The following is a 21360-nucleotide window of genomic DNA, read 5'->3' on the forward strand; positions in this document are numbered from 1 at the left end:
CAATTCAGCTTTAATGTCATACCCATTTCAAACTTAAATTTCATGATGTTAACCGGGTAAATAGAGCATCTATAAAAGATGGCCGCTTATTGATCTAAAACTTAATTGATAACGATGGTTGAAATTGACCTGGCCGGCAGCGTAATTTGTTTATGATAAGGTTGTATGCCAGATGTTTTCATATCCAAACCATCCGCACCTGCTGTAAGATACCGCGACAGCGTTTGATACGCTCTTTTTGGATTTTTTATAGCCAGGTTAATTGGTGCATCGGCCATACCGTAATTAATACCAACGATAACCAGCCCGCCCTTATCGTCAATGTACGATGTTAGCATTAGTTTACCGTGGTTTCCGTGGTTACTCACGGTGGTAATTATCCGTTTCATGCCGGGGCGCACAAAGCGGCTATAACTACCTATGGCCCAAAGGTTTTTAGTAATTACAAAATCTCCATTCTTAAAATCTGGCTTAGGTTTAAGGGCGATGAGGTAATAGCGGGTATCGTATTTGGCGCTGCCGGGTTCATAAGCGTTCCAAAACTGCCATGCAGTAGCATTGCCCACACTTAAGTCGGTATGGATTATTTTGGCTAAAAACAGGGCGCAATCCATTGCAGATACTTTGCCCTGTGCTCCTTCTTTATAGCCATCGGCCAGCATTGAATATTCCGACTGCCAATATTTAACGTGGTATTTATCTGCGGTATCGGCCAGATTTTTACGTGTAGCCACAAGCGAACTATCATTTGATTCGGTATAATAGCTGTGCCCGCCTATTATTTTAGGAACGTGGCTTAATGCCCCCAGGTACAAATGGCTTTTGGCATTAAAAAAATCTTGTATCTGGTGCGATGCACCGGTTTTCCCGCCGTACAGATAGGTTAACATACCTGCTTCTGTTAACAAAATTTCACTACCCAGATGGGCATTGTCCAGTTCGTTGTTTAACAACCTGGTGATCTTGTAAATGTCTTCATTTTTCCAGGGTGAACCCTCCTGGCTGCCGTGCATGTATTTGTTTGACCAATCCCATTGCGGCTCGTTAACCGGACTGATGTATTGAAAATGTATCCCCTGCTTATCAAAGTGTTTCATCACATTAGCTAAAAAGCGAGCGTAATGCTGATACGAATCTTCTTTTAAATTAGCTTTAAAATCGCGTTCGGTTTTATACCCCAAACCGTTTTTAGTAAACTGTACAGGCGGCGAATTTGAAAACGCGATGAGTGTATTTACGCCATATTGATGTGCCTTTTTCAAAAAAAACTGGTAGCCTGTTTGCTTATTCCAATCATAAGTACCGTTCTTATCTAAAAAACTTTCTGTCCGTTTTGCAAAATCCTTTATTCCGCTGGTATCCCCTTGTTCAAAAGTACCGGCGCCAATGTTAAACCGCCATGCTGATAAACCAATTCCCGCTGGGTTACCCTGCTTATCAAAGCTTCGGCTAAATAACAATTCGGCTATTTTCTCCTTTTTCGCAGCAGGCCAATATTTCCCTATCCATTCGGAATACCAGCAACCCGAGGCTCCAATGTTTTCAATAGTTTGAGCTATTTTATTTAAATCAATGGTAACGTTAAATACCGTATCTGATGTAATGCTTTTTTTTACCGGCGGCTTCTGAGCAATAACATTAGAAGTGGCACCAACCAGTATCAATATGACTAAAAGCCATCTCAAATTCGTTATTTTATTGTTCGTCATTTGCCAGTTAAATTGCCGCAAATTAAAACTTTAATCAGCATGTAAGTTGATCATATTTAACAACAACTAAGCTTATTTTAACTTTTACGGGGTTAGAAGCCTATAATTGCTGCCTTGTAACGACAAAATATTAAATATAAAGACAAAAACCAAGCATGGCAATTGTTGGATAGTTATTAATCAACCAGCTATTATACGTTCTCGGGAGAAAAGCCCACAAAACAAACAGGCACTCCATGAGTGCCTGTTATTGTATAAGAAAGCTACTGTCATTTATGGCCTCGAGCCCTATCGGTGTAAGCCCTTTTGCTTCAGGTATAATAACAACTCTTTGGGCCTGTCGGTTTGAATCATGGTGGCACCATGAGCAATCAGCCAATCCCAGCTATCCCTGGTATTTCCCTTGTCTACGGCGGTATCATCGTCATGACCGGCATTTAAGCTTGCCCACAACGAATTGATCCATATTCTTGATCCGTTTGTGTTTATAAATTTGTTATCGCGCAGCAACGACGATGTATCGGTTTTAAAATTAAGTTCGAAAGCTACCGGGTGCATGTATTGCTGATAGTTGGTTAAAATTTGTCGTGCATCAGGTTTATCCAGGTCAATTACGGCCATAAAGGTGATGCTATCTAAAATAGACGGATACCTTTTTTTCACCTCTGCATAGCGTTCATCCGTTTTAAATATCGCCTGTTTAAGCGTACCTGTGTTTTTTAATATCGCGTAAGCCTCATTATAATAAGGATAGCTTTTATCCAGGTTAATCAACACCTTGCCTTTTACCAATAACATCACTTCCTGTAAAGTGGGTATGGTATGGTCGGTAACCCTGCCCAGGCCATTTTTTAAACGGAAGCTTTTGATTTCACTCAGCGTAAAATCGCCCGGCTTACCTTTGCCATTGGTGGTACGATCAATAGTCTGGTCGTGCATAATTACAATTACACCGTCTTTGGTTTGAGCGAGATCAAGCTCAATGATATCAACGCCCATTTTGATGGCATTTTTAAAAGCGGCTAACGAGTTTTCGGGAGCGTTGCGCCAATCGCCGCGGTGCGCGGTTACCATAATCTTCTTATCTGCCGGGTTATGCAGTTGTTTAACCAGGCTATCGGCGCGGGTTAAAGATTGGGCATTGGTCATCTGGCTAAATGCGATCAGAAAAAATGCAAGAGCTAAATTTTGATGTTTATTCATTTTGTAAAGTTTATTAATGTTTGTTCACGGTATAGGGACCAAATAAGTTGGTTACTTTTAAGGTAGTACTCCGATCATCGAGCAGGTATATCTCATACGTTTCGCCGCCCTTCATCACACGGATCAAAACATGCCCTTCCAGGCTTTTAAATGTTTTGGCAATCCAAAAGCCCAAATAAGCCCTGGTTTCGGGCTGCATATAAGTATTAAAAACCTGGATGCTATCGCCGGAAGTATTTTTTTGCGTTAAGCGAAAAGCCAGTTCCTGCCCCGGCTGGTCAGAACACCAGCTTTGCTCCACCACTATTTTGGGCGATAAGGTTTTGATGAAGGCATCGTTGTTGGCATCGCGGTTTCCGTGATGATTGAGCGTCATGGCTTCTACTTTACCTATCGCTTTGGCCATCGGTGTTTCCACATCCCTCCTGCCCGGATAAAAATCACCTTCGTAGCCGGTATTATCACCTCCCGCATAATAGGTAAAGGGGCCATAGCTTATTTTAATGGCATTGCTTAAAGGATTCTCGTTAAACTTGCCTTTTTCAAGAATTTGCTCCTGAGTAAAGCAGGTCGAAATTCCATCCTCGTGGCCCGACCAGATTGATCCATTCGATTTGATATTACGAACTGAGAAATCCGGGTAGCGGCTTTTATCAAACAATAATTTGATCTGCTGATTGCTGCCTGCCATTAATGCCGCCGCTTTTAAGCCTTGGTGTTTTTGCTGATAATTGATAAATGCCAGGTAATTGATAAAAGTTAAATTGTTGCTGTAGTACTTTTTAAGATCCACAGGGTAGCTATAGTCCGGGTATCCCCTATCCAGCAAATTTGCGATAGGGAGTTGATCGCCAACATCGGTTAAGCCCGATAGCTGATAAGCTCCGCTGGCCGATAAAGGGCTTTCTTTTTCAATATTGCCATAATGATCACCATGAAAATGGGTGATCAGCGCGTAGTCAATAGCCGGTTTCCGGTTTAAAGGCATCGCCTGTTTAATATAAGCGGCAATCCATTGGCCGGGCCTTAGTGAATTATTGGGCAATGCCGGTGATACTTTAAGCGGAAAATTTGCCTTTTCAAATTCAGCGGCGTTCATGTCTCCCGCATCTATCAGCATGGTGGTGGCATCTGGCATCACCATAAAACTGGCGTTGCCCCTCCCTGCATTGATAAAGTGGATATCCAGCATACCAGCCTCCCAGGGCGGCAACTCCTGGTTTTTGGGTTGCTTTTGCCCATAAACATGAACAACAGTAAATACCAGGCACAATAATATTTTCAATTTCATAGCTTTATTATTTAAACTGATTGCAGGGGTAGCCCGGATGGAATGAGCACATCGTTCATTCATTCAATTTCAGGAAAAGCTGTAATCCTCAATCTGGCACCTCCCATAGGCACCAGGGTTAATTGGCTAACAACTTCGTCTGTTTTTACGGGGCTCGGGGGCAATAATCCGCACAGACCATATTGATCAATGGTCCATGCGAGAATTTTTTTGCCTTTAACTTTTAACTCAATTGGCGCGTTGAAGTTGGTGAAGGGATTATCATCTTTTGGCCATGCCCTTTTGATCACTTCAACAGAGTTTTCCAGGTGTGCCTTATCTAAAATGAGGCCATAGTTCCAGGCGGATGCCGGATGAATTTCGTACGAGGGCCACTTTTCGGGGTTAGCGCCTGCTTGCCAGCGCGAGTCGCCCGTAGCGGTAGCGGTGCTTTCTTTTTTAAGATACTGCTCCTCAATTTTTAAAGAATAGGTTAGCGGCCCATAATTGATGCTAACGCTGTTTTTATTATTTGCCCACTGCCTTACTGTTAATTGCATAGGCAAATGGAGGGTGATTTGATCGCCGTTTTTCCATAAATTACTAATTTTAATGTAATCGCCGGTGGCTGTGTCAACTTTTACAACAAGCCCATTAACTCGTACTGAGGCAGTTTTGCACCAGGCGGGAACACGCAGATACAAAGGAAAATTTACCGGCTTTGGTGTTTTCACCACAAAGTTTACCTGGTCCGTAAAAGGATAGCGGGTAGTTTCCGTTATTTGTACGGCCGTACCATCACCAACTTTAGCACTAACCTGCCCTTCAGTGTATAGCAATGCAGCAATTCCGTTATCGGGGGTTGCCATCCAGCTATTTTCGGCATAGTAAACCCAGCCCGCCGCATGATTATGCTGGCAGCAACGACTACTAAAAGGGTTCATCATTAAAAACGGACCGCTGTTATCAATACCCGGGTTATGATTTTTGCCATCGCTCACTACCATGTTTGCGGCGGTTAAATACCGCAATGATTTGTAGTCGGGCATAAAAGCCGCAGGAAACGTATTGAAAGCCACATCTTCACAATTTTCGGCCCAAAACCTATCTCCTGTAATCCCCAGCAGCATTTGGTCTGATGTCATTTGCTCAACCATACCGCAGGTTTCAACAGCCTGTCTCGGGTCGTTATAACCCTGGCGGGCATTTTCATCAGCAGCAAACATGCCACCTGGCATTTGGCCATAAAGGCTTCTGATTAAATTAAAATCATGATAAGTTGCTTCAAGGTCTTTTGCAACATGGCTCTGCTGGTAAAATGCCGCCGGTTCCCTGAAACCCTGCGCCACGTTAACGTTGTGCCAGTTGGGCAGATTACCGGCCTGCCGCCAATCGGCTGTATTTCTGTCTATTTTAGCGGCCAGGTTAAGCAAAAACGCATCTCCGGTACGGTTGTAAAGCCAGTATACACTACTCAGGTTATCGCCGCCCCTGCTCTTTTCCCAGTAATCTTTTAAAAACTGATCGTCGGGTACAGCTAATTCATACTTAAAATACCTGGTCATGAAAGGGATCACCCTGGCATCGCCGCAATACTCATAGTATGATTGCAGGCACCATAACATGGGCATATTGGTCCATAAGTCGCGGTTCCCGTTTTTTTTCCGGTCGGGGCCAAAATCTCCGTTGTCGCGCTGATTATTCAGAACAGCGTCAATCCAAAATTTCGATTCGGCAATCATTTTTTGATCACCCAGCATGTAGCCTATATCTGCATACCCTTTAAGCCAGTACGGTAACTCTTCCCAGCCATATTCGCCTTTTCCTTGTTTGTTTAACCAAGCGTTATTGGTTTTTGAGAGCCAGATACTAATTTCGCCCAGGTTGCCGGTAAGGCCGTCGCGCTGTAGTTCAAGTGTTTTTTTTAACCAGCCACCTGCCTTGATACTGCCCGTAGGCAATTTAATAAAATAAATATGCGACAAAGGAGAGCGGTTGCTTATGTATGAAGCATTAACGGGCCGGTTACTAATTTGGGCAACCATTACAGCTTGAGCAGATTGAGCCACGGCCGCAGCAGATCCAAAAATCAACCCGATTACCAAAGGCATGAGGATTGATATGATCTGGTGAAATTTTATTTTCATCATCTGAATTGAAGATATAGCTGTTGATTGGTTTGACGATCCGAAAATCCGGAATACAAAAAACCTGTCAGGTTTCTATTTTTTCTTAATAAAGCGGGTTATCCATCAGAGGATAACCCGCATATAAAATCAATAGCCCGGATTTTGCTTAATGGCAGGATCGGTATTGACCTGTGATTGAGGAACGGGCATTAGCAGGTTATGCTGGTCAATCGAGATCAAAATATTATTGTCTTTAAACCACTGATTCATGATGCCTACAGCGGTTCCGGTACGGAGCAGGTCAAACCAACGGCTACCCTCGCCAATCAGTTCAAGCCTCCGCTCTAACGAAATAGCATCGCGCAGATCAACAGTACCGGTAGCTGCGGTATTGGCTAAGCCCGCCCTGTTCCTGATCATGTTTAAATAACCTGCTGACGAGGTTGAATTACCCAATTCATTTTCAACTTCGGCCAGCATCAGTATTACATCCGCATAGCGCAGTACCACATAGTCGCTCGGTCCATCGGTTATTACTGTACTTGGAGGGGCACTTAGCTTATTATCAAACGGGGCGCCTGTGGGTGCTAAAGTAACATAAACACCTTTACGCAAATCGCCGACAGCATACAGGTTATACAAACTTAAGGTTGGCAAATTATGGCCTTTAGCTCCGCTTACAGTAGCAGAAGGGCTAAATTGCTGGTACATAGCACTTCCCTCGGAGTTTCCGTTAACGCCGGAAGTAAACTGAACAGAGAAGATGATCTCCTTATTGTTTTCATTACTTACCGCAAACACATCCTGTACTTTTGGCAGCAACGCATGCCTGCCTGAATTGACTACCGTTAGCAATTGTGTTTCGGCATTGGTATAATCTTTTAACGTCAGATAAACTTTTCCTAATAAAGCTTCGGCTGCGGTTTTGATCACCCTGCCCGGCTGCGATGGCGCATCGGGCAGAAAGCCGATAGCGGCTGTTAAGTCGGTTTTAATTTGATCGTAAATCTTGGCGGTTGCCAGGCGGCCCTGGCCAAAGGCCTGGTTAGGGTCGGTGGTCTCGGTGGTAACTAACGGTACATCACCATATAACCTCACGATGTTAAAATACATCAGCGCCCGGATGAACAGCATTTCTCCTTTACGCGATTGTTTTAAAGCCGCGGTGGAGTAGGCAATGGCATCTATCCGGTTTAAAACCACATTGGCTTTTTGAATAGCCTGGTATGAATCTCTCCAGGTAGTTTCAACAATATCATTCGAGGGGATAATGGCAAACTGATCAAGCTGACCGTAATTTCCGTTGTCATTTGATGGCACCTGATCATAAGTGTTGTCTGATGGTATTTCGGCAAAGGCGGGCAGATATAAACCATACAAGCCGGTGGACTGAAGATTACCATAAACAGCATTAACATATTCTTCCATTTCGGTTTGATTAGTCAGAAACTTGCTGATATCTTTTGAAGTAGAAGGATTTTGATAGAGTTCTTTTTTGCATGATGCCGCACTAACACAAATTAATGCGATGATGATGATAAATTTCTTTTTCATGTTTGCGATTGCTTAGAATGTAACATTTGCACCAAATATGAATGAGCGTGCAACGGGGTAGTTGGTATTGGCAAGCCCGTTAGTGAGCACGTTGCTGCTGGTGGCATCGGGGTTATAGCCCCTGTATTTTGTCCAGGTGAATAAATTATTTGCCGTAGTATATAAGCGGATATGGCTTACTTTTATTTTTGATGTCCAGGCATCAGGCAGGTTATAGGCCAGTTGAACGTTACGCAACCTTAAATAGCTGGCATCATCATAAGAAAAACTTGCTGATTTGGTTAGCCTGCGCGCCGCCGACAGGTTACCCAGATTTGGCGCGGCATAAGTACCGTTAGGATTGCTGACAGGATTATAACGGTTATCAAAATAATACTGGCTTGGCATAGAAAAGCCCTCGCCCGAATCATCTAATGTGGCTAAACCGCGATCAAAGATCTTCCGTCCGGCTACACCGTTGAAAGATACATTCAGTTCAAACCTTTTATAGTTTACGCTACCGCCAAAGCCATAGGTAAATTTGGGGTTATAGGTTCCGAAACCTTTTTGGTCGCGGCTGTCAATAACACCGTCATGGTTCACATCCTCCACCATATAATCACCTACCAGTGTACCGGCCAGGTGTGGGGTGGCATTGATCGAGTTCTGGTCTTTGTATACTCCGGTAATGTTATAACCATAATACTCGGCAACAGGACCACCTACCTTGGTTACAAAATTACTTTCCGCCCCTTTTATAATTTGCGTTTGGCCAGGTGCCAGCGCCAATACTTTATTTTGGTTGGTAGCTATATTGCCATTAAAGCCAAACACAAATGCACCGGCTTTTAAATTATTGCCTGTTAACTCAAGCTCAAAACCTTCGTTACTCACCTTCCCGATATTTTGGATGGATGACACAAAGCCCGACTGCTCCGGAATAGGTACATCAAGCAACAGGTTTTTTGTAGTTGAGTTATAGTAATCGGCAGCTATGTTAATGTTCTGAAATAGGCCTATATCAATACCCAGGTCTGTCGAGGTCTTGGTTTCCCAGGTCAGGTTATTGTTGGCTGTAGTAGTTGCAGCAAAGCCAGATGCAAGGGTGCTGCCAAAAACATAGTTGTAATTATAATTATTTACGTTATTAGGATTAACAGATGTTGAGCCAACCAGCGCTTTAGCACTGTAGTTACCAACCTGGTTATTACCTGCCGCGCCCCAGCTTGCACGTAGTTTAGCAAAGGTTACAATATTATTCTGAGGGAAAAATGATTCTTTACTAATCACATATCCCGCCGTAACGGACGGAAAATTGCCCCATTTGTTATTATCGCCAAAACGGGATGACCCATCGCGACGCAATGTACCGGAGAGTAAATACTTATCCAGGTAACTGTACTGTATACGTGCCAGGTACGATATCTGAGCCCAGGTATACCGGTCGGTAGATGCGGTGAAGGCACTTGCACCTGCAATATTAGTGATATTATCATCCGGTATGCCCGAACCGTTAATGGTGGTTGATGATGCGGTTTCTGATTGAAAAGTATACCCCGCCAATACATCAAAGTTGTGACGGCCTATACTTTGGGAATAGTTGATGGTGTTTTCGCTGATGTAATTGTATATATTACCATCAGTTTCAGTAGCCACAGCAGGCTTAGGGGCCGACTGCCTGTAGCCGCCTACCGTTGAGGGGCTGTATACATCGTAAAAGTTAGTCCGTACATCGGCACCTGCTAACGTTTTGATTTTCAATCCGGGTAAAGGTTCAAAAGTTAAATAGGTATTGCCAAAAGTGCGGAAATCATTCCTGTTGTTCTTAACCAGCAGCGCCAGGGCAACCGGGTTTTCGGCAAGTGCGCCGTCTTCGGGTGTGTTGGCTTTGATTTGCTGGCTAACCGTTGGAGAGCCGTCGGCGTTGTATGCCGTGAAGAATGGATAGCTGATGGTTATATCACTTACCACATCATTGGAGTTATTACTGTTATTGTTAAAATATTTGTCTTTGGTATACGAAGGATTAATGGAGATACCATAGGTGAACATTTTAGACAATTTGGATTCTATCTTAACCGTACCGCTGAATCTTTCCAAACCATTATTGATCACGATACCATCCTGTTTAAAGTAATTGGCCGAAATGTAATAAGTGGTTTTCCCTGCTCCGCCAGATACCGAAAAATTGTAACTGCTCAGTTGCGCTTTACGGAAAACTTCATTGAGCCAGTTGGTATTGGTTAAACCGGGTTGATTATCCAGGTAAGGTTGCAGATAATTTAACCTCAAATCACGTAAGCTGGCACCTTTGGATACCCTGGTAGCCCTGTCATCAGTAATGCTGCGGTGGGTAGGATCTTCAGAAAGATAAGCATTATCGCGGGCCTCGGTAAAATATACGGCAGCCTGGTAAGCGTCTACGTACCTGAGGTTATCATGTCTTTCCTGGAAACCCGAATAAACATCTAAAGATACTTTTACTTTATCGGCACTACCTTTTTTAGTGGTGATCAGGATAACGCCATTGGCCGCCCTCGAACCATAGATGGCACCTGCGGCGGCATCCTTCAGTACGTCTATCGATTCGATATCCTGCGGATTGATCGAATTAAAACTACTCCCTTCAGACATAGGAAAACCATCAACCACTACCAAAGGCGAGCGGCCGGCAGTTAAGGTACCAATACCGCGGATAACGATCTGCGGATCTGTACCTGGTTGAGCGGAGCCATCGTTGATGACAACACCCGCCGCTTTACCGGCAAGTTGCTGCGCAAAACTGGCACCCGAATAACGACTAAGGTCTGCAGACTTTACTTTAGATATCGAACTGGTTAGTTTTTCGCGCGATTGATTGCCGTAGCCGATCACGACCACATCATTCAATTGTGATTGCCCTACCTCGAGCGCGATATTGATTTCCTGCTGCCCGGTAACTACAACCTCTTTCCGTTTAAAACCGATAAACGAAAAAACAAGCACCTGGTCGCGTTCAACGGCTAATTTGTAATTGCCATTTTTATCGGTTACGGTTCCTTTTTGGGTGCCCTTAATTAAAATGCTTACGCCAGGCAACGGCATGCCTTTATCATCGGTTACTTTTCCCTCTATATTTAACGTTAACTGCGGCTGGCCTGAAGGCGTTGTTTTTTCGTTGATGACTACTGTATTATCAACAATATTGTAAACCAGCGCCTGATCTTTGACCAATATGTCCAGGGCCTGCTGAATGGTTCCATTTTGCAGGTTAATGCTTACAGGCAACGCATGCTTTAACAATTTGCTTTCGTACCAGAATACGTAATTACTTTGTTTTTTGATCTGGCCGATCACTTTCTCAATAGGCGCATTTTTTTCGGAAATACTGATGTTTTGCGCATAAGTAGCAGCCGATACCCGCAGGCACATAATAGCTATTAAAAACACAGTGATTTTCATAACCAGGATCGTTTTAATTAATTGTCTTCGATTGACACGCCGAAGAACGGGAAGCGTATAAAATTTCATACTTTTGATGTGTTTGGGTTTAATGTGTAAATTTCTGTCACAAGATTTTTTTTATCCCGATCTGATCGGGAAGGTTTTACCCAGCATACGCCGGCAGTGTTCGTACCACTTCCGGCTTTTTTATGGGCTTACCTTTCAATAGGTGGTTTACTTTTTCATGTTAATTAATTAGGTGTTTAGCATTTTTGTTAATTATTTATTATTTCACAATCAGTTTATTCCCATCCATGGAAAACTGAATATGGTTGAGCGCTAATATTTTTAACAGGCCGGAGAGGTTTGACTGGCGTGATATGGCACCTGTAAACAAGCGGTTAGACACCGGGCCCTGGTATTCCACATCCACATCATACCAACGGGAAACTTTGCGCATAATGGTTTTAATATCGGCCTCGTTGAACGATGTAACACCGTTTTTCCAGGCTACGGCGTCGTTGGTGTCCGCATCGCTTACAGTAATGCCTTCGTCAACCAAGGCTTGTTCTCCCGGTTTTATTATTCTGCTTAGGTTGCCTTTGCTAATTTTAACCGAGCCCTCCAGCAGTGTGGTAACGATATGATACTCGTCGGCATAAGCCATAATATTAAAATGTGTACCTAAAACCGTTACCATTTGCCCTCCCGAGCTCACCATAAACGGCTTTTGCTTATCTTTAGCTACTTCAAAATAAACTTCTCCTGTTGTTTCCACCTGGCGGCTGTTACCGTTGAAGGCAACCGGGAAGCGTATGGAAGATACTGAGTTGAGCCATACCTTGGTACCATCGGGCAGAATTACCTGGTACTGCCCACCCCGCGGTGTAGTAATGGTGTTAAAACCACTGGGGGCAACCACTCCGGCTTGATGGTCGCCTGGGTTAACCTGGTAGGCAAGCAAACCGTTGCTTTTTTTATGTACCGCCGTAAAGCCCTGCTGTGCAAGGTTACCGTTACGCGCATTGTTTAGAACGATTGTAGTGCCGTTACTCAGGGTAAGTACGGCCTTATTTCCGCCGGGCGTAAAATCTTTCTTTGCGGCTTGAGATAGCACATGTTGTTGTTGTGCCGGTTTGAGATAAAAGTAAGTGCCAATGGCAGAGAAAATTAAAACAGCTGCCGCAGCGGCATAACGCATAACCTGACTATTGATTTTGCGGACCGGCGTGTTCAACGCCTCCTCATCCACCGGCCCCACCGCAGCCGCCCTGCTACTTTGTTGCTCGGCTACCAACCGGATAACTTTAGCGGCAGCTTCCATGGATGCCCTGTCTATTTCATCCGCCGGAGGCAAGGGGTATCCGTTCGCTTCAAAATCATCGTACCATGCCCTGATCTGTTCAATCTCATCGGCCGTACATAAACCGGCTTTGTATTTCTCAGCCAGTTGCTTTAGTGTATCGTCTTGTAATGCCATTCACCTGTATAATCCTTAAAAATGGCTACAGGTACCATTAAATAATAGCTATCTAATTGTTAAGTAAATATGAACAGGATAAGTTGAGGAATTATGACTATCGCCGCCCGCCGTGTTAACGATAAAATGCTGGTTGTGCCTAAGTCAAAAGTCATTCATCTCCAATCCAGCATACCTCCCGGCTCCGGACTCAGGGCTCAAGACTCAAATTTCCAGTAACTTACTTCATCTCCTTAAATAAACAAGCAGATGCCAGGGCAAGTACAAAGGCAAGATTATCTTTAACAAGATAGACGCGAAGGGCCTGGAGGGCGGCTGATATGTAATTTTTTACGGTTTGCTCCGAAAGGTTGAGTGTAACGGCAATCTCTTTGACAGAAAGGCCTTCGTTTCTGCTGAGCCGGAAAACATGTTGTACGGTCAGAGGCATTTTCTCCAACTCACGTTCAAACTCCTTCTTGAGATCATCTGCCATAATGATATCCTCCACAGGCGAATAAGCAGGTTCATCCATCAGGGCCAGTGATACTTCAAGAGCTGTTCTTTTTTTGCGGAAAAGATATTGATCTACTATGGTATAATGTGCGGCTCTTGATAAATAAGGCAGCAGGGAATCTTTAATTACAAGGGTGGAGCGGTTATTCCAAAGCGATAAATAAATTTCCTGGAGCAGGTCTTTCGTGTCATCCTCTGAGCCTAACCTTTTATAAATCTGGCGGTATAATTGTTTTCTATAGCGATGCACAACCACCGCAAATGCCTGCTCATCATCATGTTGCATTAAATCAAGCAGGCTTAAATCAGATAAATTATCCACATCAGCGAAATTAGGCTTCTTAAGTTAACTTGTCATTAATTCAAAAATTTGTTTTTAAACGAGCTCAAAAATTCGCCTTTGCAATTCATCAACAAACCATCGTGTTTATTTAAGCCAAAGTCTTGATATGATGCATGGCCGAGCTATGCAACATTCCACAGACAATCAATAAAAAGGCCTGTTTTCTCATCAAGAAACAGGCCTTTTTATTTGAGGCTAAGGTATCAATTCAACTCCGTTTAGCGTGGTGAATGTATTCACTTTGCACCTTTGGTCAAATCGATCATTGCCGAAACTTCTTCGGCCCCCGCATCATCGCCATCTGTTAAAGCGGTTAAACGGAACCTGATATTTCCCATTTTATCAATTACAAATTTTGTGGGGATGGCAGTTACCTTATAACTTGTCACTACATTGTTTTTACCCGTTACCGGATCTTTTAAGTCCATGAGAACCCGGAATGGGTAATGACTATCATCGACATATTTTTTTGCGGTAATAGTTGGGCTATCATCAAATTTTTGATTCCGGTGATGATTTTCCCAAGTGTGAATAAATAAAAACTTCACATCCGGATCGTCTTTATACTTATTTATCGCCAAAAGCATTGCCGGCATAGATGCCTTGCAAGGGACACACCAAATTGCCCAAAAATCAACTACAACTATCTTCCCTTTTAATGATGCCAGAGAAACGGTGTTGCCGTCTACATCTTTCAATGTAAAGTTTGGCGCCGGCAGGTTAATCATTGATTTAGCTATTTCCGCTCTTTTTTTATCTGCCAGAATTTTGTTGACCGATGCCATGTATTGATCATACCCGGCCATACTTCCTTTTACCTTTCCGTATAAAGTTTGAATGGCTTCTCTCATTTCAACGGTTGCTTTGCCCTGTTTAATAGCAGCCTCAATTTCGTCAAAGGCTTCCTGGTTTTTGCCTAATGCCATTAAGGTTTTGATATAGTAAGGATTTTGATTACCTATTTCATATTTTGAACTATCGCGGGCCTGTTTGGCATAAGTTAACGCCTCTTCGTATTTCTTTTGCTTATACAATATTTCAGCTATTGAGTAGCCATAACTTGCAAAGCCCCAGGATGCGTTAGAGGCATAACGGTCCTGCCGGTTGGTAGTTAAATATTTATAAGCGTTATTCCTTGCTTTTTTATACAAGACAAGGGCATCTATTGAATGATCATGCTTCAATAATTCGTCTGCCGTAGCCGCGTACGAAGAGCCCTTGTACCAATCCGCCTCAATCATACCGGCATATTGCAGCGCTTTTTGAACATTATCCGCTTTCGCGAAGGCCACCGATATCGCCGTCCGCACATAGTCGTACTGGTTTCTATCCATGCTGGATTTCTCAGGAGGAAAATCTTTGATCCATTTTTGATATAGTTCTTCTTTCTTTAACGCGTCGGTTTCATCGTAAATAACCTTAGCCTGTTTGTCTCTTACCGCTAAACCGGTTGGGAACTTCATTTCCTCGGCGCTCAAAATTGAGTCGGCAGTTGAGGTTTTGATCATTGAAAAAAACAGATGCGCCGTTACCCAATCCTTCTCATTATCTGATGCTAATAATTGGTAAAGCTCCTGCTTTAACAAGGTCCTGTCTGCCGGATTCTTTGAAGCTATTAAATAATTATAATGCGTGATCGCGGTATCCACTTTTAAACCATTGGTTTGGGCAAGGCTATTTTCCGACTGGAAAAACATGGCCCATATCATCAATAACGTAAGATAGTTTTTCATTTTTTTTATCGGATTGACCTAATTCATTTAAACTTTGCTTTGGTATCACCCATATTATTTTACCAGGGCATCGAGTTGTTTTCGCAATTCAGGGCTGGTGGGATCGCTGGCATCTCCGGAAACGATATTCCCGGCCGGATCGATAAGGATGCACCGAGGAATAGAATTGACATTGAACTTCCTGATAAAATCAGAGTTAAAATCATTATCGGCCATCAACTGTATGCCCGGTAAGTTATGTTCTTTCACATAGCTTGCCCATTCAGGCTTATTGGCTATTTTGTCCACATCCAGGCTTACAAACTGAATGTTCTTTCCCCGGTATTCATCTTCAATTTTAGCAAGAAACGGAAGCCCTGCTTTGCAAGGGGCGCACCAGGTGGCCCATACATCGATATATACGTATTTCCCACGCAAATCTTTTAGCGACACTTGTTTGCCATTGATGTCTGTATAAGTAAAATCAGGCGCGGGCGCCCGCGAGATCATGTTTTTATAATTATTATAGATCCCGGTAACCTGCTCTTTATAATAAGGATCGGTTACTACAGCCATAAAGTCGTGATATGCTTTTTCTTTCACAGCTGTGTCTTTTACTTGTTTAATAATGGAGTTCACCATCCGCGAGGCATAATATTCTCTGATAAAAGTGCTTTTAACCTCGTTATTGACAACGATGAGCATCCCCGCAGGATTGCCCAGCCAGCCACCTCTTCCGGGTATTGCTTTATATTTGGTACCTCTTACTTTAAACATGTAGTAATCACTCAGCCAATTACGGTAAGCAAGGGAACGTTTAAATAATTCTGCATCATCCAGATCAGGATTGCCCCAAACATATTCTTCCAGGCCGGCGCTTTCTTCCGGAGTTAGTTTTTTCACATATACATTTTTATAAGCCGAGTCTATACGCTGCTTATAATTATCGGAGGAAGGAAGAGTAGCTCTGAATTTTCCAAACTCTGCAAGTTTTGCGGAGTCAATACCATACCCATTTATATAATCGTAAAAAATCAGGTAACGGCAATAGTAATCGATATCTTTTTTCTGAAGTTCTTTCAATTGATCATCATGCCCCGAATTGATTTCGGGATTGAAAGACGCCTTGAAGTTATTGACCATTTTAATAAATGAATCAGGCGGTATTAAATTCATTTTAAATAAATACGCGTTGTTAGCCATCGGGAAATATTTGTGTCGCTCAGCGGCTTTATTTGGTAATAAATCATCTGTTACAACGGGCTTTACCGGTTGTGCAAAGCTATCCAGGCTAATAAACATGATTAGCATGCTGATTAATTTCAGTTTCATGGTTTTATAATTTAAAACAGCACAAGCATTGTTTAAGATGCCTGTGCTGTAGTGTGTATTTAATACCCTGGGTTTTGTACCAGGTAAGGATTGTTCAATAACTGCGGGCTTGGAATAGGCCATAAAACGGAGGTTGATTTCCAGGTACTGTTTTTTACGATTTTTAATACGGCATCTGCCTGGCCCGTGCGCTTCAAGTCGAACCATCTTGTTCCCCATTCGGCAAAAAGCTCAACCCGTCTTTCCTGGTAAACGGCATTCAGCAATGTTAATTGGGTGCTTGCTGTGGTATTGGGTAGGCCCGCCCGGGTTCTTACCACATTAATATCACTGGCCGCACCTGCTAAATTAGTTCCTTGTTGCGCTCTTGCTTCAGCTCTGATCAGGTACTGCTCGGCAGACCTGAATATCACATTGTATTCCGTTGGCGGGGTTGACCCTCTTCTGACTTTATACTTGTAAGGATACTTATAGGTAACACCGGCAACAACCTGGGTGCCTATCCAATTAATGTTCCTTTGGTCGCCTGTTTCTATGGAAGATAAAAAATTTGGCGATAAAAGGTAATTCGGTATCACTGAAGCACTTGAAGTCACATAGGAGTTTCCATCAAAAGAATTATAAAAAACATTGAATGCCGGGTATATCTGCCAAACCGTTTCCTGGCTCGTTGCTAAAAATGTCGCATTCAGGGCCGAAAGCGGATATAAGCCTGAGTTGATGATATTATTGGATGTAGCTTCGGCCATTTGCCAATTTTGCTGGTATAAATAAACGCGGGCCAGTAATGCAGCAGCGGTCCACTTGTTGGGCCGCACCCGGGTAGCTGTAAGATAGGTAACCGGCAGATAGGTTTGTGCAGCTGTTAAATCGCTGATGATTTGAGCGTAAACACCGGCTGATGGAGCACGCCCCAATGAACCCGTAACCGTATAGTCTGTTGAAACAGTTAAAGGGACGTCTCCCCATAGATTCGTCAGGTAGAAAAGACAAAAGGCCCTGATAAATTTGGACTCGGCGATCAGCGTATTTTTTGCGCTGGGTGTGATACCGGAAGAGTTGGTTACACCATCTATAACCGCGTTAGCCTGATAGATGGATGAGTATAGGCCAACCCACATACTGTTTAAAGTTGCATTGGTGGACGAAATGGTATTGTTGCCGAAGTCGACCATATCTCCGGTCCTGGTGGCATTGTTGCTCAATTCATCCGAACACAAGCTTGCCGTTCGTGGTAAATAGGCCAGATACGAAGTATTGGAAGCGGCTACGGTGCTGTAAATACCAACTATGGCCGACGAGGCGCTGGTACTGTCGCCAAATACAGAAGCCGTTGAAAGCTTATTGTTAGGGGCATCTACCGTGAGGTATTTTTTACAGGACGACAGACAAAATATGGAAACAACTAGCACTAAAACTATACTAATTGGCTTTGTAATTAATAATTTCATGATTGCTGCTTTTTATAGAGATGTTTGAATACCAATAACCAGTGTTTTTAAAGTAGGCAATACCAGGCCCGCCGAAAAGCCTTGCCCGTTAAAGGTTGCGGTTTCGGGGTCGAGCCCTTTGTATCGGGTAATGGTTAGCAGGTTTTGGCCCTGTATAAAAACTTTACACGAGTTGAGTTTGATTCTATGCATTAAATTTGCAGGTAACCGGTAATCAAATGCAATATTCTTGAGCCTGATAAATGAGGCGTCGGTAACAGAAGCATCGGAGTATGCTAAATAAGTGTATGCCGTATTTGACGTGGTAAATTTTTGTATGCTTGTAACATCCCCTGGAGCTTGCCACCTTGCAAGCACAGATGCGGGTTGGTTTGATAAAGCACCTGTTGTTAAAACGCCCGGTGCGTATGGAAATGCACCAAATTCGCTAACTCCGTTTTGTTTAACAAACTGGAATAAAAAACTCAGATCAAAGTTACCATAAGTAAAGCTATTGGTTATACCCCCATAAAATTTAGGCGTGGTGTTGGTAACGCTGGTTTCGTTTGTTGGAATGGATGTGCCGTTAAACTGATAAAGGCCGGTTGTTGGATTAACCCCTTGTGCAACAAGATACTTTTGGATAGTTGTAGGCTGGCCAATAACTAAGCTGCTGGCATAGCTTGATGTAGCCAGGTTTGGAAAAGCCAGTAATTTGTTTTCCAGAACGGTAAGGTTGGCAGATGTGCTCCATGTAAATTTAGCTGCGTGGATATTAGTAGTTGCCAGGGTATATTCCCAACCGGAATTTTGCACCAGGGCAGGAAAATTGGCCAGTATACTGGTAAAACCGGTTTGCCCGGGCAAGGTATAGCTAACCAGCTGGTTACCGCTCCTGTCCCTGAAATAGGCAACGGTCAGGTTGACCCTGTTAGAGAGGGCACCTAACTCAATGGCTCCCTCCAGTTTTTTGGTAATCTCCCAGCTATAATCCGCATTGAACAAGCGGGATGGGGTGTAACTCACCTGGCCTTGATAGGCAAGGGCCGAGCTGTAGTTATCAAGGTATTGGTAATCGCCTATCTGATCATTTCCGGTAACACCATAGCTGCCGCGCAATTTTCCGAAACTTAAAAACGGAACCGATTTTTTGATGAAATTTTCGTCGCTAAAGATCCATGCTGCTCCCACAGCTCCAAAGTTCGATACCTGCTTATCAGACCCAAACCGCGATGAGCCATCCCTACGGGCAGTGATGTTCAGCAGGTACTTATTATCCCAGGCATAGTTTAAGCGGGCAAATAAAGCCTGATACCGGTATTCTACCAGCGACGTTTGGGCGGTTACCGTGGTAGCAAACTCGGCTGCTGTTAATACATTATCGCTGGGGAAACCTGTTGCCAGGATATTATTGACGTTTTGAACATTGTCCTCAATGCTTGTTCCAAAAAGGGCGTCTAATTTACCCTTGCCTAAGCTTACAATATATTCTAACTGGGGTTCTATGTTCCAGTTTTTGCCGGTAACATCCTGAAAAGTAGCTGTAGCGGTTCTGGATGTTGACGGGTCCTGCGAAGCTAACGGCGTTAAAGAGATATAACCCAGTTGGATAAGATTATAACCCGCCGTGGTTTTCAAGAACAGGCCAGGGATCACCTCGTAACTTAAACTGAGATTCCCCAAAAAGTTATCCGTTTTTAAAGTATTCTTTTTTAGCAGAAAACTCAATGGATTGGTAAAGGAACCTCCATTTTCAGACCAGTTCAAATTGCCGTTTTGATCGTATAAAGACGGTGCATTTGGTGCCAAAAGAATATACCTTGTTAAATCTATTTGAGGAAGTTCATTATCGTCCACACTGTAGCTTCCGCTTACCGACATCTTGAATTTGCCGTTATTAGATTTGTTGTTGATGCTGAATCGGCCTACTCCACGCGTTTCAGCTTCACTTCCCGGCAAAACCGAGGTCTGGCGGTTATAGTTCATGCTAAATACATATTGTGTATTTTCAGATCCACCCGATAAAGAGGCATTGGCATTGGTATGATGTGCGGTACCACCAATCAGCATCTTTTGCCAGTCTGTGTATCTATTGTTATCCCACGATACCAGGTCGGGGGCATTTACAGCTGTGGGGGTAATTCCGTCGTTTTTAAATGCCTCCTGGCGCATCTGGATATACTGCGGCGTATTTAAAAGGTCAAGTTTCCGGGATACATCCGCATTGCCCTGGTAAACAGTCGCATTGAATTTTGTATTTCCGGCTTTCCCTTTTTTGGTTGTAATCAGGATCACACCATTGGCACCCCTTGAACCATAAATTGCCGTTGCGTCCGCATCCTTTAGTACATCAATGGATTCTATGTCCGATGGATTTAAACTTTCAAGCGGGCTTTGGCCCCCATTTCCAAAACTAAATGTGCCTATGGACGAACCCGGATAAGGCACTCCGTCAACAATATATAAGGGTGCGCTGCCTTGCTGGATAGAATTGTATCCCCTGATCTGTATATTTACTCCCGACCCGGTTTGGCCACTGGCTTGTTTAAGATTTAAACCAGGCACGTTACCTTCTAAAACCATTAACGGATTGGATATAGGTTCGTTGGCAATATCATCGGCTTTAATGGTAGTTATATCTCCGGTATTCAAGCGCTTGGTGGTAGTACCGTAGGCAATAACCTGTACCTGGTCGAGCGCCGATATCAAAACCTCCATCCGGATAGTTCCCATTTCTTTAGCGGCTTTAATGGTTATCATTTTATAACCTACTGATGATATCGTGATCTCGGCTTTTTCATCAATTCCTGTTAAACTAAATTCGCCGGCTATGCTGGTCGTAGTTAACAAATTCCTCCCTTTTACCAATATGGTTGCGCCCGGCAATGGCTCACCTTTTTCGTCAACCACTTTTCCATGAACATCTATGGCTTTAATGGCATTGATCAATTGATCCAAAAACGAAATTTCTTTCTTTTTGATCACTACACTCTTGTCAATTATTTCATAAGTTAATTGCTGCTCTGCCAGCACTTTATTCAGCGCATCTGCCAGCGTAGCATTTTTTAAATCGGCAGAAATATGGATATCGCGCAATAAACTGTGTTTGTAAAAAAAGGAATACCCGCTTTGCTGCTGGATCATGTTAATGACTTTTGACAGTGACGCATTTTTTTCAGACAGACTGATTTGCGAGTAAACTTTAGCGGATACCTGAAGGCAAGCGAGGGTGATAATAAATACCGTTAGCTTCATGACCTTGAATAATTGAGATGCAAAAAATCGCCTTGTGTGCGCAATT

At 43.3% G+C, this 21360-nt stretch carries 12 protein-coding genes; all 12 read right to left on the reverse strand.

Annotated elements, in window-relative coordinates:
* Window positions 1-101 precede the first annotated feature (101 nt).
* The 12 genes from MUCPA_RS08745 to MUCPA_RS08800 all read right to left on the reverse strand — a co-directional run bounded on the left by MUCPA_RS08745 (window position 102) and on the right by MUCPA_RS08800 (window position 21314).
* The gene (locus MUCPA_RS08745) at window positions 102-1709 is read right to left on the reverse strand and encodes a glycoside hydrolase (RefSeq protein ID WP_008505808.1); all 1608 of its coding nucleotides are present in this window, start codon (window positions 1707-1709) and stop codon (window positions 102-104) included.
* A 288-nt stretch (window positions 1710-1997) separates the two neighbouring features.
* Complete coding sequence (locus MUCPA_RS08750) at window positions 1998-2912, reverse strand: glycerophosphodiester phosphodiesterase family protein (protein WP_008505809.1); 915 nt, start codon at window positions 2910-2912, stop codon at window positions 1998-2000.
* Window positions 2913-2925: 13 nt separating this feature from the next.
* Window positions 2926-4203 (reverse strand): ComEC/Rec2 family competence protein, encoded by a 1278-nt coding sequence (locus tag MUCPA_RS08755; protein ID WP_008505810.1) that lies wholly within the window; start codon window positions 4201-4203, stop codon window positions 2926-2928.
* A 59-nt stretch (window positions 4204-4262) separates the two neighbouring features.
* Window positions 4263-6332: a beta-L-arabinofuranosidase domain-containing protein gene (locus MUCPA_RS08760; protein WP_008505811.1), complete on the reverse strand. Its 2070-nt coding sequence runs from the start codon at window positions 6330-6332 to the stop codon at window positions 4263-4265.
* A 126-nt stretch (window positions 6333-6458) separates the two neighbouring features.
* Window positions 6459-7865, reverse strand: coding sequence for a RagB/SusD family nutrient uptake outer membrane protein (locus MUCPA_RS08765; RefSeq protein WP_008505813.1), 1407 nt, complete (start codon window positions 7863-7865; stop codon window positions 6459-6461).
* Window positions 7866-7877: 12 nt separating this feature from the next.
* Window positions 7878-11285 (reverse strand): TonB-dependent receptor, encoded by a 3408-nt coding sequence (locus tag MUCPA_RS08770; RefSeq protein ID WP_008505815.1) that lies wholly within the window; start codon window positions 11283-11285, stop codon window positions 7878-7880.
* A gap of 268 nt (window positions 11286-11553) precedes the next feature.
* On the reverse strand, window positions 11554-12747 hold the full coding sequence (locus MUCPA_RS08775; RefSeq protein ID WP_008505816.1) for a FecR family protein: 1194 nt from the start codon (window positions 12745-12747) through the stop codon (window positions 11554-11556).
* A 220-nt stretch (window positions 12748-12967) separates the two neighbouring features.
* Window positions 12968-13564 carry an RNA polymerase sigma factor gene (locus MUCPA_RS08780; protein WP_008505820.1) on the reverse strand — a complete coding sequence of 199 codons (597 nt, stop codon included), beginning with the start codon at window positions 13562-13564 and terminating at the stop codon, window positions 12968-12970.
* 257 nt (window positions 13565-13821) lie between these two features.
* On the reverse strand, window positions 13822-15318 hold the full coding sequence (locus tag MUCPA_RS08785) for a redoxin domain-containing protein (protein ID WP_008505822.1): 1497 nt from the start codon (window positions 15316-15318) through the stop codon (window positions 13822-13824).
* Between the two features lie 54 nt (window positions 15319-15372).
* A complete protein-coding gene (locus tag MUCPA_RS35835; protein ID WP_008505823.1) occupies window positions 15373-16629 on the reverse strand; it encodes a TlpA family protein disulfide reductase in 1257 nt (418 codons plus the stop codon).
* A 59-nt stretch (window positions 16630-16688) separates the two neighbouring features.
* Complete coding sequence (locus MUCPA_RS08795) at window positions 16689-18080, reverse strand: RagB/SusD family nutrient uptake outer membrane protein (RefSeq protein WP_008505824.1); 1392 nt, start codon at window positions 18078-18080, stop codon at window positions 16689-16691.
* A 12-nt stretch (window positions 18081-18092) separates the two neighbouring features.
* On the reverse strand, window positions 18093-21314 hold the full coding sequence (locus MUCPA_RS08800; protein WP_050982052.1) for a SusC/RagA family TonB-linked outer membrane protein: 3222 nt from the start codon (window positions 21312-21314) through the stop codon (window positions 18093-18095).
* Window positions 21315-21360: the final 46 nt, after the last annotated feature.

The sequence above is a fragment of the Mucilaginibacter paludis DSM 18603 genome, assembly GCF_000166195.2.
Lineage (GTDB): Bacteria > Bacteroidota > Bacteroidia > Sphingobacteriales > Sphingobacteriaceae > Mucilaginibacter > Mucilaginibacter paludis.